General features: G+C 70.0%; 14 protein-coding genes and 1 pseudogene. 6 read left to right on the forward strand and 9 right to left on the reverse strand.

The window, feature by feature from the left end:
• The first annotated feature begins 9 nt into the window (after positions 1 to 9).
• A complete protein-coding gene (locus tag ACE3OG_RS03535; protein WP_374306107.1) occupies positions 10 to 2,523 on the forward strand; it encodes a glycosyl hydrolase family 28-related protein in 2,514 nt (837 codons plus the stop codon).
• A 28-nt stretch (positions 2,524 to 2,551) separates the two neighbouring features.
• On the opposite strand, the gene ACE3OG_RS03540 is transcribed toward ACE3OG_RS03535, so the two are convergent.
• The 3 genes from ACE3OG_RS03540 to ACE3OG_RS03550 form a co-directional block, all read right to left on the reverse strand.
• Complete coding sequence (locus ACE3OG_RS03540; RefSeq protein WP_374306109.1) at positions 2,552 to 4,051, reverse strand: phosphomannomutase/phosphoglucomutase; 1,500 nt, start codon at positions 4,049 to 4,051, stop codon at positions 2,552 to 2,554.
• Between the two features lie 116 nt (positions 4,052 to 4,167).
• Entirely contained in the window at positions 4,168 to 4,509 is a 342-nt protein-coding gene (locus ACE3OG_RS03545) for a ComEA family DNA-binding protein (RefSeq protein ID WP_374306110.1), read from the reverse strand.
• A 95-nt stretch (positions 4,510 to 4,604) separates the two neighbouring features.
• Positions 4,605 to 5,507 (reverse strand): helix-turn-helix domain-containing protein, encoded by a 903-nt coding sequence (locus tag ACE3OG_RS03550; RefSeq protein ID WP_374306112.1) that lies wholly within the window; start codon positions 5,505 to 5,507, stop codon positions 4,605 to 4,607.
• 225 nt (positions 5,508 to 5,732) lie between these two features.
• Here ACE3OG_RS03550 and ACE3OG_RS03555 point away from each other — a divergent pair, with 225 nt between their 5' ends.
• The gene (locus ACE3OG_RS03555; protein WP_374306113.1) at positions 5,733 to 7,421 is read left to right on the forward strand and encodes a carboxylesterase/lipase family protein; all 1,689 of its coding nucleotides are present in this window, start codon (positions 5,733 to 5,735) and stop codon (positions 7,419 to 7,421) included.
• Between the two features lie 100 nt (positions 7,422 to 7,521).
• Here the strand turns inward: ACE3OG_RS03555 and trxB are convergent, their stop codons facing one another.
• Both trxB and ACE3OG_RS03565 read right to left on the reverse strand, forming a co-directional pair.
• Positions 7,522 to 8,517 carry a thioredoxin-disulfide reductase gene (gene trxB, locus ACE3OG_RS03560; RefSeq protein ID WP_374306115.1) on the reverse strand — a complete coding sequence of 332 codons (996 nt, stop codon included), beginning with the start codon at positions 8,515 to 8,517 and terminating at the stop codon, positions 7,522 to 7,524.
• A 106-nt stretch (positions 8,518 to 8,623) separates the two neighbouring features.
• The gene (locus ACE3OG_RS03565; RefSeq protein ID WP_374306116.1) at positions 8,624 to 9,115 is read right to left on the reverse strand and encodes a DUF992 domain-containing protein; all 492 of its coding nucleotides are present in this window, start codon (positions 9,113 to 9,115) and stop codon (positions 8,624 to 8,626) included.
• A 113-nt stretch (positions 9,116 to 9,228) separates the two neighbouring features.
• Between ACE3OG_RS03565 and ACE3OG_RS03570 the strand changes: the two genes are divergently transcribed.
• Positions 9,229 to 9,606 carry a GtrA family protein gene (locus tag ACE3OG_RS03570; protein ID WP_374306118.1) on the forward strand — a complete coding sequence of 126 codons (378 nt, stop codon included), beginning with the start codon at positions 9,229 to 9,231 and terminating at the stop codon, positions 9,604 to 9,606.
• A gap of 18 nt (positions 9,607 to 9,624) precedes the next feature.
• On the opposite strand, the gene ACE3OG_RS03575 is transcribed toward ACE3OG_RS03570, so the two are convergent.
• Positions 9,625 to 9,861 (reverse strand): hypothetical protein, encoded by a 237-nt coding sequence (locus ACE3OG_RS03575; RefSeq protein ID WP_374306119.1) that lies wholly within the window; start codon positions 9,859 to 9,861, stop codon positions 9,625 to 9,627.
• A 116-nt stretch (positions 9,862 to 9,977) separates the two neighbouring features.
• Positions 9,978 to 10,189, reverse strand: a pseudogene (locus ACE3OG_RS03580) (pyruvate dehydrogenase); the annotation flags it as partial.
• 200 nt (positions 10,190 to 10,389) lie between these two features.
• On the opposite strand from ACE3OG_RS03580, the gene ACE3OG_RS03585 reads away from it, so the two are divergent.
• Complete coding sequence (locus ACE3OG_RS03585) at positions 10,390 to 10,875, forward strand: peptide deformylase (protein ID WP_374306120.1); 486 nt, start codon at positions 10,390 to 10,392, stop codon at positions 10,873 to 10,875.
• Here the strand turns inward: ACE3OG_RS03585 and ACE3OG_RS03590 are convergent.
• Positions 10,857 to 12,140 (reverse strand): AGE family epimerase/isomerase, encoded by a 1,284-nt coding sequence (locus tag ACE3OG_RS03590; protein ID WP_374306121.1) that lies wholly within the window; start codon positions 12,138 to 12,140, stop codon positions 10,857 to 10,859. The genes ACE3OG_RS03585 and ACE3OG_RS03590 overlap by 19 nt on opposite strands.
• A gap of 32 nt (positions 12,141 to 12,172) precedes the next feature.
• Between ACE3OG_RS03590 and ACE3OG_RS03595 the strand changes: the two genes are divergently transcribed.
• Positions 12,173 to 12,952 (forward strand): glycosyltransferase family 2 protein, encoded by a 780-nt coding sequence (locus ACE3OG_RS03595; protein ID WP_374306122.1) that lies wholly within the window; start codon positions 12,173 to 12,175, stop codon positions 12,950 to 12,952.
• A gap of 29 nt (positions 12,953 to 12,981) precedes the next feature.
• Here the strand turns inward: ACE3OG_RS03595 and ACE3OG_RS03600 are convergent, their stop codons facing one another.
• Positions 12,982 to 14,220: a transglutaminase family protein gene (locus tag ACE3OG_RS03600; protein WP_374306123.1), complete on the reverse strand. Its 1,239-nt coding sequence runs from the start codon at positions 14,218 to 14,220 to the stop codon at positions 12,982 to 12,984.
• Positions 14,221 to 14,277: 57 nt separating this feature from the next.
• On the opposite strand from ACE3OG_RS03600, the gene ACE3OG_RS03605 reads away from it, so the two are divergent.
• Complete coding sequence (locus tag ACE3OG_RS03605; protein ID WP_374306124.1) at positions 14,278 to 14,643, forward strand: hypothetical protein; 366 nt, start codon at positions 14,278 to 14,280, stop codon at positions 14,641 to 14,643.
• Positions 14,644 to 14,653 lie beyond the last annotated feature (10 nt).

A 14,653-nucleotide genomic window follows, 5' to 3' on the forward strand; every position in this document is an offset into this window, starting at 1 on the left:
AGGATCGAAGTGTTCGAAGCAAAGTCGACGCGCGCCCGGCGCTCGGCGGTCCCGGCCGCCGCCGGGCTCCTCGCTTTCTCTCTCGCTTGTCCGCTCTCCCCGGCGGGGCCGGCGTCGGCCAAAACCGCCCGCGCCGACGCGGCGGGGCCGACGATCGTCAACCGCCCGTTCACGGCCAAGCCCGGCGACGTGTTCAGCCTGCAGGGGTCGGGCTTCGGCGCGGCCCCGCGCCTGTTCCTGAAGGGCTCGCGCCAGGGCGCGGCCGTCGAGATCGCCGTCAAGAGGGGCGACGACTCGACGATCGTCGCCGAAATTCCCAAGACGGCGGCGCTCGACGTCTACGAGGTCTGGGCGCAGAACGGGACGGTCTCGAGCCCGCATGTGTTTCTCAACGCGCCCGAGGCGCATCATTTCGACATGCCGGACATCGCGCCGGGGACGCGCTTTCGCGTGTTCGGCCGCAACCTCTACCTCGGGACGCTCGCGCCGACGGCGACGCTGACCGATGTGGCGACGGGCGCCGCGCTCAAGGCGCCCGTCACGCTTTCCGGCAGCGACGCCTACGCGCTTTACGCCACGCCGCCGGCCGGCGTCGTTCCCGGCCACAGCTACACGGTCGCGGTCTCGAACGGCTACGCCGCGGGCGCGCAGAGCGAAGCGACGGCGCAGGGGCACGCCGCGGGCGTCGACCCTTATGCGAGCGGCCTGCCATGGGCCTATGACTTCATCGCCGCCGACGGGCCGCGCTACAAGGCCGGCTCGCCGACCTCGGTCGAAGCCGATCATCACGTCTACAATGTGAAGACCGATCCCGCCCTGCAGATCAAGGCGAAGGGCGACGGCAAGACCAATGACGCGGCGGCGATCAACCAGGCGAGCCGCCTCGCCGCGCGCACAGGCGGCGTCGTCTACCTGCCGGCCGGCGTCTACAACGCCGGGCCGAACGAGATCACCCTTTATTCCGGCGTGACGCTGCGCGGCGCGGGCTCCGGCTCGACGAAGATCATCTATTCGAACGGGCCGCGCGGCGTCATCATAGCGTCGGGCGCGAGCCAGGTCGCCATCGTCGACGTCGCATTTCAGAATCTCGACGCGACGAGCGCCACGACCAACCTTGGCACATGGTCGCAGCCGGTGTCGAAGGTGCTCATCCAGCGGGTCGTGTGGGACCTCGGCACGGGCGGGCCGATCAACTTGCGCGGCGACCGCATCGCCGTCATGAACTCGACGTTCTCGCAGAAGATCAACTACTTCAACGGCGATCCCGCCAGCAAGACCGGCGGCCTCGGCCCATTGCTGCTGAGCGACATAACCAATCTCGTCTTCAGAAACAACAGCGTCGCCTTCGCGACGAACCAGAACTCGATGAACAGGGTCGAGAACGCGATCATCGAGGCGAACCGCTTCACGCGCAGCGCGGCCGACGTCATCGTCGCCGGGCCGAAGGAGGCGGCGACGATGACCTGGCCGTTCCTCAATCGGCCGGTGCGCGTCGGCGAAACCATCTCGCGGGTCATGGGCCGCCAGCTGACGCTCAATTTCGCCACGAACGTGGTCATCCAGAACAACACTTTCGCCGTCTCCAACGGGACGCTGCTGTGGAACAACAACGACGGCGAAACCATCCTCAACGAGGGCGGCGGACCCAATCCGCGCGAATATTCGGGCGTCGTCTCCTCGGCCTCCGCGACGACCATCGCCGACGCCGTCAAATGTCCGCCGGACTCATGTCCCTTCGTCGTCTATCCGCGCTCGAAGGTCATTGTCTTCAGCGGCGCCGGCGCCGGCCAGTGGCGCAGGATCGCCGGCTTCGACGGCTCGACCTTCACCGTCGATCCGCCGTTCGACGTGACGCCCGCGCCGGGCGACCGCTTCGCGATCTCGGCCCCGGCCTTCGAGAACGCGATCATCCGCGGCAATTCGATGAGCGGCAATCCGGTCGGAATCGCCATGTACCACGGCGCCTTCCTCAACGTCTCGACGGTCGGCAACCATCTCGTCAACAATGGCGGCATCTATCTTACGCCGTCGCAGGCGCCGGGCGTCCCGGGCCGCGATTTCTTCAACGTCTCGCGCAACATCGAGATCAACAGGAACGTGCTGACGAATGCGAGCGGGCTGTTCCCCTCCTATGTGTCGATCTGCTTCGTCATGATCTCGGGCAATGACTTCGCGGGCAAGAGCGTGCTCGGCGCGGAGGCGCGCTCCAACAAGATCACCGCGCGCAAGGGCACCTTTCCCTACGTCTACAACGAGGGCTTCAACCACTACACTTTCTACCAGAACGCCGGCGGCGGCTCCTACGTCGACAGCGGATCGGGCGCGATGAGCGGCGTCGTCTTCCAGGGCGGAAGCTGCGTCAATTGCGCGGTCAACTACCGGCTCTCGACGGGCTCGATCAACCCGACGATCTGGAACGCGGCCTCGACCAATTCGCCGGGCCTCGCCTCGACCTTCCTGAGCGACGCGCCGATCCTGCCGGCGGCCCATGGGTCGGCCGGCCTCGTGAACGGCAAGGATTGAGGAGGGCGCGCGCGAGCGCCCCGTTCCGTCAGATCGTCTGGTTGTAGGCGCCGACCTCGGGGTTCTCGCGCAGCACGGCGTCGAGCGCGGAAAACATTTCGCGCAGGCGGGCTTCCGAAACCGGGCTCTCGACGACGACGACGAGCTCGGGCTTGTTCGAGGAGGCGCGCACGAGGCCCCAGGTGCCGTCCTCGACCGTGACGCGCACGCCGTTGACGGTGACGAGGCTCTCGATCTTCTGGCCGGTGAAGGGCTCGCCCTTCTCCTGCATCGCCTTGAAGCGGGTGAGCACCTTTTCGACGACGCCGTATTTCTTCTCGTCGTCGCAATGCGGCGACATGGTCGGCGAGCCCCAGGTCTTGGGCAGCGCGGCGTAGAGCTGCGACATCGACTTGTCCGGGTTGCGGTCGAGCATCTCGAGGACGTGGATCGCCGTCAGGATTCCGTCGTCATAGCCGCGCCCGACCGGCCGGTTGAAGAAGAAATGGCCGGACTTCTCGAAGCCGGCGAGGGCGCCGAGGTCGCTGACGCGGCGCTTGATGTAGGAATGGCCGGTCTTCCAGTAGTCGGCCTTGACGCCGCGCGCCTTGAGCTCGGGGTCGGAGGCGAACAGGCCCGTCGACTTGACGTCGACGACGAAGGTCGCGTCCGGATAAAGCGTCGAGAGGTCGCGCGCCAGCATGACGCCGATCTTGTCGGCGAAGATCTCCTCGCCGCGCTCGTCGACGACGCCGCAGCGGTCGCCGTCGCCGTCGAAGCCGAGCCCGACGTCGGCGCCGCTCTCGCGCACTTTCGCGGCGATGGCGTGCAGCATCTCGAGGTCTTCGGGGTTGGGGTTGTAGCGCGGGAAGGTGAAGTCGAGCTCGTCGTCGAGCGGGATCACCTCGCAGCCGAGCGCCTCGAGGATCTTCGGCGCGAAGGCGCCCGCCGTGCCGTTGCCGCAGGCGGCGATGACCTTGAGCCTGCGCTTGAGCTTCGCGCGGTCGAGCAGGTCGGCGGCGTAGACCTTGGGGAAATCCTCGACATATTCATAGGCGCCGCCCGGCGCCGCGCCATAGGCGCCGGACAGCACGATCTCCTTGAGCCGGCTCATCTCGTCGGGGCCGAAGGTGACCGGGCGCTGCGCGCCCATCTTGACGCCGGTCCAGCCGTTGTCGTTGTGCGAGGCGGTGACCATGGCGACCGCCGGGCAGTCGAGCGCGAACTGCGCGAAATAGGCCATCGGCGAGAGGGCGAGGCCGATGTCGCGCACTTTCACGCCGGCGGCCATCAGCCCGGCGACGAGGGCGAGCTTGATCGAGGCGGAATAGGAGCGGAAGTCGTGGCCGACGACGATCTCCGGCTTGACGCCCGCCTCGCGCAGAAAGGTCCCGAGCCCGAGCCCGAGCGCCTGCACGCCCATCAGGTTGATCTCTTTCTCGAACAGCCAGCGGGCGTCATATTCGCGAAAGCCCGTCGGCTTCACCATCGGCGTCGTCTCGTAGGCGAGCGTGTTGGGGAAGAGCTGCGGCTGGGGTTTGGGAAACATGACGCCTTCCTTGAACTGCGGGCGCGCGGCGACGGCCGGGCTGCGGATGCGCCGCGCTTAGCACATGTTCATGTCAAGTTGAACGGCGCCGCCGCGCCAGGCGGCGGACCGGCGTCCTAGCTTTGCTTGGCGATGATCTTGTCCTTGATCTTGTCGTAGACGGCGGCGGGGATGATCTTCTTCTGGACGAGCTCGTCCTTGCCCTTGTAAGGCCGGTTCTTGACGATGTCGGCGGCGCGCTTGTCGCCGATTCCGGGCAGCGCCTGCAGGTCGGAAAGGCTCGCCGAATTGAGGTCGAGGAGCGCGGCGGGCTTCGCCTTGGCGGGCGCGGCCGCCGGCGCAGGCGCCGCGGCCCTGGGCGGGGCGGTCGAGGCGGCGGGGGCGGCCGACTGGGCCTGCGCCGCCGCGGCGGCGAGCGAAAGGACGGCGGCGGACAGAATAACGCGCAGTTTCGTCATGGATAGCCCTCCCGCGCCGGGTGGCGCAGGAGGAGAATGGACGCCGCGCCGGCGCCTGGCGAGGCGCGCGACGAGCTTCACGCGAAGATGATCGCTCAGGCGCGCGCGCGGCGCTCGCAGGGCGCCTTCGCCCCGCCCTCGGCGCGAAAATGCGCCGGCGTCGTGCCGACGAAGCGGCGGAAATAGGCGTTGAGATGGCTCTGGCTCGCGAAGCCGACGCAATAGGCGATCTCGATCAGCGGCAGGTCGCCCTCGATCAGGAGCTGCTTGGCCCGCTCCACCCTGCGCTCGATCTGGAACTGGTGCGGCGGGCGCCCCGTCGCCTCGCGAAAGGCGCTGCAGAAATAGCGCGGCGTCAGGCGGGTGAGGGCGGCGAGCTCGCCGAGCGTCACGTTGTGGTCGAGGTGAGCCTCGATATAGTCGAGCGCGAGGCGCAGCCGCGGCCCGGAGAGGCGCTGGCGCGGCTCGGCGCGCTCCTCGCGCAGGCAGGCGTAGGCGAGCTGCGCGAGGAAGGCGCCGGCGGCGCTTTCCAGAAACATCGGCCCGCGCGGAAAGCCGTTGGCGCTCTCCTTGCGCAATTCGCACGCGAGCGCGAAGGCGAGGCGATCCCTCGCCCATGAGGCGTCGACGCGCGGGCGCGAAGCGAAGGTTTTCACGCGCGCGTCGTCAACGAGGGAGTCGGGCTCGACGAACAGCCACAACCCTTCGCCGGCTCCCTGGCAACGGCACTCGAACTTGTGTTCCGGCGGCAGCACGATCATGTCGTGCGTTCCCCCCGCCTGCGGCCATGTCTTGTCGAGCGCCGGCTCGCCTTCCAGCCGCCAGCTGACCGCGCTGCCCGGATTCTGGAAGCAGACGCCTATGGCGAGGTCGCGGCGGAAGATGTCCCGTTCGCAGCGCCCGTCCGGGCCTTGCGTGCGCACCAGCATCGAGCCGGCGCCCCAGCCGCGCCGGCGCTCGATCGCATGGCGCGGAGAATAGGTCTCCACCCTGTGCATGGCGTTTCGTCCCTGACATCTTATCGTTGGGGTCAAAACTTAGTGATCGCCTGCAAGTTGCATAGGTTCTTGATTCATTTTCTAAATTTACGACGCTGCGCTGTAGGATGAATTATCTCCGCCGCAGCCATTTCATGCCAAGGAGCGGAATTTCATGGAAGAGCGCGGCCTGCGCGCCCGCCTATGGTCCCTCGTCCGTCGCCCAAGCGACGGCGAGGAGGGAACATGTCTCAGGAGTCGAAACAGGCCCGGCGCGCATGGGCGGGACGACGCGCGCTCAGCGTCGTCGTCGCGGCGGGAGCGGCGCTCGCGGCCCACTTCGCGATCGCGGCGAGCGGCCCGAGAGCCGTGACTCAGGAAGGGACGGTCGAGGGCGTCTACAAGAACGGCGCCGCGGTCTTCCTTGGAATTCCCTACGCCGAGCCTCCTGTCGGCGACCTGCGCTGGGAGCCGCCCAAGCGCAAGGACGCCTGGAAATCCATCCTGAAGGCGACCGCCTTCGGCCCGACCTGCGCCCAGATCACCACGCTCGGCGTGTTCGCCGGCCCGGCGAACAACAATGAGGACTGCCTCTATCTCAACGTGTTCTCGCCGAACGTCGAATCGGCGGCGCAAAGCAAGCTGCCGGTGCTGTTTTGGATCCATGGCGGCGGCAACGTCGACGGCGAAAGCAACGATTATGACGCGACCAAGCTCGCGGTTCAGGGCCGCCTCGTCGTCGTCACCGTGAACTATCGCCTCAACCTCATGGGCTTCCTGTCCCATCCGGCGCTGAACAAGGGCAAGTTCGGCAATTACGGGATCATGGACCAGCAGCTCGCGCTCAACTGGGTGAAGCGCAACGTCGCCGCCTTCGGCGGCGACAAGAACAACGTCACGGTGGGCGGCCAGTCGGCCGGCGCCTCCGACACCGGCATGCACGTCATCTCGCCGCTGTCGAAGGGCCTGCTCGACCGCGCGATCTACGAAAGCAGCGTGCCGAGCACGATCCCGACCGCCGATATCGCGCTGACGCGGGGCAAGGCGTTCGGCGTCGCCGCCAAATGCGGCGACGGGGCGGACACCAAGACCGCGAAATGCCTGCGCGCGCTGCCGGCTTCGAAGGTGCTGACGCTCTCGGGTACGCAGAGCGCCAACGGGCCCTATATCACCGGCCCCTTCGTCGACGGCGCGGTCATTCCGCTCCAGCCCTGGGAGGCCTGGTCGAACGGCCAGTTCGCCCATGTGCCGATGATGAACGGGCGCGTCCAGGACGAAGCCAATTTCAGCCTCGGGATCGCGGAGTATTTCAAGAAGCCGCGCGTCGCCTTCACGGCGGACGACTTCACGACCTATGTGAAGACGACCTACAGCGGCCCCGCCGGGCCGATCAACACGCCGCCGAACTATCCGGCGGGAACCGTCGAGAAGGTTCTGGCGAAATATCCGCTCTACGCCTACGCCTCGCCGCAGCTCGCCCTGGACGCGGTGCAGACCGATCCCGGCGCCTGCCGCGCGCGCCACTACGACCGCATCCTGGGGCCGCAGACGCAATATTACGCCTATGAGTTCCAGGACCGCACGGCGCCCTTCTACTTCCCGAAGATGCCGGGCTTCCAGGCGCTCGCCTACCACACGGCGGACATCCAGTATCTCTTCCCGCTCTATCATGGCGGCCCCGAGGGGATCCCGCATGAGCTGAACCGGCTGCAAAGCCGGCTCTCCGACCAGCTCGTGCAAGCCTGGGCGAGCTTCGCCTATACGGGAAATCCCAACGGGCAGGGCGACAGCCCGTGGCCGCGCTACGCCGCCAAGGGCGGCAAGCCGACGGTGTTCGCGCAGAACATCCCGGTTTCGACCGCGATCACCGACGCGCAGTTCTCCGCTTCGCATAAATGCGACTTCTGGGAGAAGATTCTCATCATCCCGGATTAGCGTCCGTCCGAACAGCTCGGGGCTTTCCGCAAAAGCGGACGCCTCGAGCGACGGGCCGCGAAACGAGGGGACGCCGGCGCCCCCTCGCCTTGAGCTTAAGTCAATAGAGCTGCGCGGTCTGCGCCTGATGCGCCTCGGCCGCCAGAAAGCGCTCGGCCTCGAGCGCGGCCATGCAGCCCATGCCGGCGGCCGTCACCGCCTGGCGATAGACGTCGTCCGTCACGTCGCCGGCGGCGAACACGCCCTCGACGCTCGTGCGCGTCGAGTCCGGGGCGGTGAAGATATAGCCGTTCGGCTTGATCTCGAGCTGGTCCCTGAACAGCTCGGAGGCCGGCTGGTGGCCGATGGCGACGAACAGCCCGTGCGCCTCGAGCGGACGCAGGGCGCCGGTCGAGACGTCCTTCAGCGTGACATGGGTGACGCCGGGCGGGTCCTGCGTCCCGTGGATCTCCTCGACGGCGCAGTTCCAGACCACCTCGACGTTGGGCCTCGCGAACAGGCGCTCCTGCAGGATGCGCTCGGCGCGGAAGGCGTCGCGCCGATGGACGACGGTCACGCGCGCGGCGAGATGGCTGAGATAGAGCGCCTCCTCGACCGCCGAATTGCCGCCGCCGACGACGATCACGTCCTTGCCGCGATAGAAGAAACCGTCGCAGGTCGCGCAGGCGGAGACGCCATAGCCCTTGAACGCGTCCTCCGACGGCAGGCCGAGCCATTTCGCCTTGGCGCCCGTCGCGATGATCAGGCTGTCGCAGGCGTAGGCCGCGCCGCTGTCGCCGAACAGGCGGAACGGGCGGCGCGAGAGGTTGGCGCGCACGATGTGGTCGGCGACCATGCGCGTCCCGACCTTCTCGGCCTGCAGCCGCATCTGCTCCATGAGCCAGGGCCCCTGGATCGGCTCGGCGAAGCCCGGATAGTTCTCGACGTCGGTGGTGATCATGAGCTGGCCGCCGGACTCGAAGCCGGCGATCAGCGTGGGCTCCAGCATGGCCCTCGCGGCGTAGATCGCCGCGGTGTAGCCGGCCGGGCCCGAGCCGAGGACGATGAGCCGCGCGTGGCCGGAGGCGGAGAAGGGCTTTCGCTCGGACGAGGTCATGAGGCGGCTCCGGGGCGCGGCGGAGCGCCGCGCCGCAAAATCTAGGCGGCGGCGCCGCGCCCCGCAATATGCGGCCGCGCGCGGCGCCTGGGCTGAAGGCGGGCCTTCAGCGCGGGTTGGCGACCGCCTCGAGCCGCAGCGCGCCGACGCCGGCCGAGAGGTTGACGCCGGTCTCGACGCCGACCGACAGCGGCTGCAGGCTGATCGAGCGGTTGTTGACGCCGACCAGCGCGTTGGCGGTGAGGCCGCCGCCGAAGGCGGCGTTGGCGCCTGCGCCGACGAATTCGCCGGAGAGGGCGTATGGCGGGACGGCGCGGCCGGCCGCGAGCACGGCCCACACGAAGCGGCCGCCGTTGGTGAAGCCGATGTCGAGGCCGAAGCGGCGGACGGTGCCGACGTAATGCTCGACCGGGCCGCGACGGGGCGTGAACACGCAGGAAAGCGCCCGGCTCGAGGTGATGATGAAGCCGAAGCCCGCGCCGACGTTGCAGTCGAGCACGCCGGCGCGCGTCCAGGCCGCCTGCGCGCCGCCGCCGAGGCCGGCGAGGGCGCCGGCGGCGAGGAGGGCGGCGGAGAACCGCCGGAAAGACGCCTTCATGGGAGAGCTCCTTGAGTTGCGGCCGGCGACCGTTGGAGGGCGGGCCGGCTTGACCGCGTCGCCGCGTCGGGCGAAACCGCGCCGCGCTCTGCGGCGGGAGGCGATGTATAGCGATGAAGGAGTTGACGCGCCAGCTTTCATCTTTCGTCGGCGTCGGCGCGGCGGCGACCGCGCTGCACTATTTCGTGCTCGTCGCCCTCGTGGAGGGGCTTTCGGCCGCGCCGCCGCGCGCCTCGTTCGCCGGCGCGCTCGCCGGCGCGGCGCTGTCCTATGCGCTGAACCGGCGTCACACCTTCCGCTCCGACGCCCCGCACCGGCGCGCGCTGTGGCGCTTCGCAGCCGTGGCGCTGGCGGCGGCGGCGTTCAACTACGGGTTGATGCGCCTGTTCGTCGACGCGATGGGCGCGCCTTATCTTCCGGCTCAGGTCGTGACGACAGGCGTGCTGACGCTATGGACCTTCCTCGCCCACCGCGTCTTCACGTTTTCCTGAGCGGCCCGCAGGTCGCGGCTAGCGCGCGGCGGGCGGGACCGTCGAGCCCGCTTCGGCCGGCGCCGCTCCGCGCGTCTGCGCGGGCGCGGCCGGCGTCGCATGCGTCTCGCGCGCCGGCGCGGCGAGGGAGGTGACGGCGACGCTGCGCCCGCTCATCAGCAACGGCGCGGCGGGTCCGATCGTGCGCACCTGCGCCGCCGCCGCGCCCGCCATCAAAAGAACCGCGGCCGCCGCCGCCATTCCGGCCCTGACCATCCAACTCTCCGACATTCATGCGGCTCGCGCCGCTGCGCCCCTGCGCGCGGCGCTGCGCCGTCCAACTGGAGAACGCGGCGGCCCCGTTTCCGGTTGCGAAGAATTTTCGCGCAGGGTCAACGCAGGAGATTGGCGCGGACGAGGTCGACGAGCTCGTCGCCGCGCCCGCTCATCACCGCCTTCAGCGCATAGAGGCCGAAGCCCTGACCTGCTCGGCGGCGATTTTGGGCGGCGGCGCGAGCTCCCGCCTCGCGACGACGACGTCGGCCAGCGCCGGCCCGTCGTGGGCGAGCGCGCGGCGCAGCGCGCCTTCGAGCTCGCCCGGATCGCCTCGGTCACGGCGTTGAGGCTGTCGCCGACGGCGCCGTAGACGCGCTCGACGCCGACGACGAGGAGCGTTTCGACCAAAAGGTCGGCGACGTTGCTGATCTTCATGGGAGGCTCCCTGTTCGCTCGCGTTGCAACGCCCCGCCCCGCCGCCGGTTCGCCTTTGACGCGCGAGGACCCGGCGCGTAGGGGATGGCGCGCATGAGCCTTAGCGTCCTCGCCTTTCCCGATCCTCGCCTGCGCCGGAAGGCCGCGCCCGTCGAAGCCTTCGACGACGCGCTCGCCCGCCTCGCCGAGGACCTGCTCGCGGCGATGCGCGCGGCCGGCGGCGTCGGAATCACGGCGCCCCATTGCGGCGTCCTCTCGCGCCTCGTCGTTATCGAGATCGAGCCCGGCGCGCCGCGCTTTTACGTCAATCCGGCGATCCTCGAGGCGTCGCAGGAGAAGATCCGCGGGGTCGAGGGCAGCGTCTCGATGCCGGGCGCGCGCGCCGAGGTTCTACGCGCCGCGCGGGTGAGGGTGGCGTGCGAGGACCTCTCCGGCGCGCCGCGCGAGGAGGCGGCGGAGGGCTTCCTGTCGGTCTGCCTGCAGCACGAGATCGACCAGCTCGACGGAATTTTCTGGCTCGAGCGCCTGTCGCGCCTGAAGCGCGAGCGGCTCGTCAAGGCTTACGGCAAGGGGCGCTGAGCGTCCGCTTTGCGCAGCGTCCGCATGACGTTCAGCAGCGCGCGGGTCTGGTGGTAGGGGTCGGTCCAGCCGTCGCCTTTCGGCGCGTCGAGCGGGCGCCCGTCCGGCGCGAGGACAGGATGCAAGCCGCCATGGCGCGCGTCGAGCTGGCGCACGAGGAGAAAGTCCCATGCGCGGCGGAAGGCGTCGCGGTGACGCGAGGTTTCCTCGCCGTGGCGCGCGTGCATGAGCAAAAGCGCGTTCAGCGCCTCGACCTGAACCCACCACAGCTTGCGCGCGTCGGCGCCGGGCGGGCCGAGGTGGCGGAAGCCGCCGTTCGCCTCGTCCCATCCCTCCTCGAGCGCCCGGTCGACCAGCGCCCTCGCCGTCCCATCCGCGCCCGCGTCCTCGCCGAGCGCCTGCGCGGCCTCGTCCATCAGGCAGGCCGCTTCGAGATTGTGCCCATAGGATTGCCCGGCGCGCAGGCTCGGCGCCTCGCGGCGCGCGAGGCTTCGCGCCAGAGCGCGCAACGGCCGGCGCCTCGGGCGGAAGTTGCGGCGAAAGCTCGTCGCGAGCCCGCCTGACGCGGCGGCGCCGCGCAGGAGGGCGAGGAGTTCGGCGAGGCGCGCGCGCAGGCGCGGGTCGGGCCAGCGCCGGTGGAGCGCGCTGAAGGCTTCGAGCAGATGGAGATGGACGTTGAGCGATTTTCCGCCGTAGGTTTCGCCGATCTCGTCGCGCCCACGCCGGCGCAAGATCGGCTCGCCCTCGCGCGAAAACTGCTCGAAATAGCCGCCATGGCGCGGGTCGCGGCCATGATGGTCGAGCCATGCGAAAGCATCTCTCGCGAGGTCGAGCGCGCCCGCGCCGGGGCTCGCCGACGCGGCGAAGATCGCGAAGGCCTGGCCGTAGGCGTGCTTGGCGCCGTCCGCGCCGGGGCCGTCCGGGCCGGCCGCGAAGAAGAAGCCGCCGCGGCGCTCGTCCCAAAACCGCGCGGCGAGGAAGGCGAGGCCATGGCGGTTCGCCTCGGCGAAAAGCGTCTCGCCGGGATATTCGGAGTTCGCCGCCGCCGCAGTCCATGTCATGCGCGCCTGAAACACGACGGAGCGCGGCCCGCCCTCGAGCCTGCGCCAGTCGGGCGCGAAATTCTGGTGGAAGCCGCCGGCCGGATCGATCGCCGCCGGAAACCACTTTTCAAGGACATGGGCGCGAAGTACCCGTTCGGCTTCGTCGGCGATCAGCCCGCGCGTCGGCGCGGCGGGATCGGGCGGCGCGGCGCCGGCCGTCAAGAGGACGCCTTTCGCGCGGAGCGGGGACGAAAGTGGCCCATGTCGCCTGCCTGATGGTCAGCCTGCCGGTCGGCGAGCGTTTCGCCTTCCTCCGGAACAGCGTCGCCGACTGGCGCCGCCAGACCCATGCAGAGAGGTCGCTCGTCATCGTCCTCGACCCGCGCGCCGGCGAGGCGCGCGCGCGCGTGCGGACGTTCGTCGCGGAGCTCGGCGATCCCTCGATCCGCCTCGTCGAGCCGGAAGGCGAGCCGAGCCTCGGCGCGCTGCGCAACCTGAGCCTCGCCGAGGCGGGAGCGGACATCGTCTGCCAGTGGGACGACGACGACCGCTCGCATCCCGCGCGCCTCGCGGCCCAGCTCGACGCCCTCGCGCGCGGCGACGGCGAGGCCGTCTATCTGCAGGACGTCATGCAGCATTTCCCGCGCGAGGGCGCGATGGCCTGGACCAACTGGAAGGCGACGCCGGCGGGCGGGCACCCGGGAACGCTGATGGCGCGCCGCGCGCCGGCGCTGCGCTACCCCGAGACGGGCGAGGAGGCGCGGCGCGGCGAAGACCTCGCCGTGGCGAGGGCGCTGATCGCGCGCGGCGCCGTCGGCTATGTCGCCGAAAAGCCCTGGCTTTACGTCTACGCGAGCCATGGCGCGAACACCTGGAGCGAGGGTCATCACCGGATGCTCGCCGACGAGCTCTCCATCTCGCGCGGGCTGCTGCGCCGGCGCGAAAAAGAGGTGAGGGAAGGGCTCGCGCCCTTCGGATTCGCGCCCGGCGCGATCGAGGTGCGCGGACGCAACGGCCCGGCCTTCACGCTGTGACGGGCTCATAGCGCCGGCGTCCCTCGGGCTCACGGCGCCGGCCTGACGGAGACGAGGTCGGAAAGGACCGGCGCGCCGTCGACGCCTTCGAGCGCGATGCGCGCGCCGTCCGCCTCAGGCGTCTGGAGGACGCGCCACATGGCCGGGATCGTCACGCCCGGCGCGCCGGTGAATTCGAGCGGGCGGCGCTCGGCGATGAGGCGGGCGTCGAGGCGACCGAAGAAGCGCTCGCGCCACGCCGCGTCCCGGCCGCCGAGAGAAAGGTCGAAGCACAGGAAGTCGAACGGAGCCCATCGCCCGTCGAGCCAGGCTTCGGCCCAGAAATGATTGGTCGGGGCCTTCTCGTAAAGGACGTGGCCGCCGACGACGCGGGCCGGGACGCCGACCGCGCGGCACAGCGCGACGAACAGCGCCGCGCCGAGCTGGCAGTCATACCTGCCCGAACGCAGGACGAAAGCGCAGGGCGCGCGCGGGTCGATCCGCTCATAGGGGACAGGGCCGCAGCAAAGCTCGTCCAGCATGTAGGACCAGAAGGCCTTGAGCGCCGCTTCAGGGCGCGCCGGCGTCCCGGCGAGGCGGCGGGCGAGCTCCGCCACCTGCGCGTCGACGCAGACGAGCCCCTCGCGCGACGCGAGATGGACGGGCTGCGGCGGATCGGCGGACGGCGCGGCCTCGCGCGAAAGAAGATAGGTCGCGGCGAGCTCGACGACGCCCGGGCCGCGCGAGACGCCGCGGATTTCGAGGCGCCCCTCGCCCGCCTTGACGCGCGCCTCGTCCAGCCCCTCGACGTCGGCGCGGGCGACCGCTCCCGGCCCGTGCACGCTCTCGAGCGGCGCCGGAGCGCGCAGCCGCAGGCGCGCGCCGGCGGGCGCGTGGATCGCGAAGCGCCGGCGCAGCGAGAATTCGATCTGCGCGCCCTGCGCCTGCGCGAGGCTTTCGACGAGGCGCCGGCCCGTTTCGACCCAGCGTCGCGCGAAGAACGGGTCTTGTCCGCCAAGCCCGCGCCGCTTCAGAAAACAAACGACCTCGACCGGATCGAAGCGCCGCGCGCCGCTGGCGTCGGTCGCGAAGGGCAGGCCGTCGGACGCCCAGCCGTCGAGCGCTTCGCGCGCCTCGCGTTCGGCGCCCGCCCGATCCGGCGCGAAGGCGAAGCCGCCGAGCCGCAGCATGGCGACGACGCGCTCCTGCGCCGTCGTGCGGCGGCGGTCGTCGAAGGCGGGCCCCGGGCCGAACCTTTTCTCGCTCCGCCGGGAATCGACAAAACGCATGCGGCGCCCAATGCTCGCTGCGGCGCGAGACGCGGAAGACGAGGTTCAGGAGAAGACATGCTGTACGAGCTGGCGCTTCCCAAGCTCATTCCTAACATGAGCGAGGCCCGCGTCGAAGCGGTGCATGTGACGGAGGGCGAGGCGCCGCAGGGCGGCAAGCTCCTCGACCTCAGCGTCGATCTCGGCGACGTCGCCTCGCAGGCCTGCCCGCCGATCTCCTATTACCGGCTGGTCACGCGCGAGAAGGCGCGGCTCGTGCGCCTGCTCGTGCCGCTCGGGGGAACCTGCGCGCCCGGCGCGCCGCTCGCCCTGTTCGCCGACGATCCGGGCGACGACCCGGACGGCGCGCCCGCCCGCGCGCTGCGCGCGAGCGCCGCCGCGATTCTGTGGCGCCCCGACATGTGGTCGGCGCAAGGCCGGTGAGACAGGATCG

This window comes from Methylocella sp. (genome assembly GCF_041905455.1).
Lineage (GTDB): Bacteria > Pseudomonadota > Alphaproteobacteria > Rhizobiales > Beijerinckiaceae > Methylocapsa.

Excerpts from the sequence above, each read along its gene's own strand:
- ACE3OG_RS03540 (WP_374306109.1), bottom strand. The coding sequence starts at position 4,051 with ATGTTTCCCAAACCCCAGCCGCAGCTCTTCCCCAACACGCTCGCCTAC.
- ACE3OG_RS03545 (WP_374306110.1), bottom strand. The coding sequence starts at position 4,509 with ATGACGAAACTGCGCGTTATTCTGTCCGCCGCCGTCCTTTCGCTCGCC.
- ACE3OG_RS03550 (WP_374306112.1), bottom strand. The coding sequence starts at position 5,507 with ATGCACAGGGTGGAGACCTATTCTCCGCGCCATGCGATCGAGCGCCGG.
- ACE3OG_RS03555 (WP_374306113.1), top strand. The coding sequence starts at position 5,733 with ATGTCTCAGGAGTCGAAACAGGCCCGGCGCGCATGGGCGGGACGACGC.
- trxB (WP_374306115.1), bottom strand. The coding sequence starts at position 8,517 with ATGACCTCGTCCGAGCGAAAGCCCTTCTCCGCCTCCGGCCACGCGCGG.
- ACE3OG_RS03565 (WP_374306116.1), bottom strand. The coding sequence starts at position 9,115 with ATGAAGGCGTCTTTCCGGCGGTTCTCCGCCGCCCTCCTCGCCGCCGGC.
- ACE3OG_RS03570 (WP_374306118.1), top strand. The coding sequence starts at position 9,229 with ATGAAGGAGTTGACGCGCCAGCTTTCATCTTTCGTCGGCGTCGGCGCG.
- ACE3OG_RS03575 (WP_374306119.1), bottom strand. The coding sequence starts at position 9,861 with ATGGTCAGGGCCGGAATGGCGGCGGCGGCCGCGGTTCTTTTGATGGCG.
- ACE3OG_RS03585 (WP_374306120.1), top strand. The coding sequence starts at position 10,390 with ATGAGCCTTAGCGTCCTCGCCTTTCCCGATCCTCGCCTGCGCCGGAAG.
- ACE3OG_RS03600 (WP_374306123.1), bottom strand. The coding sequence starts at position 14,220 with ATGCGTTTTGTCGATTCCCGGCGGAGCGAGAAAAGGTTCGGCCCGGGG.
- ACE3OG_RS03605 (WP_374306124.1), top strand. The coding sequence starts at position 14,278 with ATGCTGTACGAGCTGGCGCTTCCCAAGCTCATTCCTAACATGAGCGAG.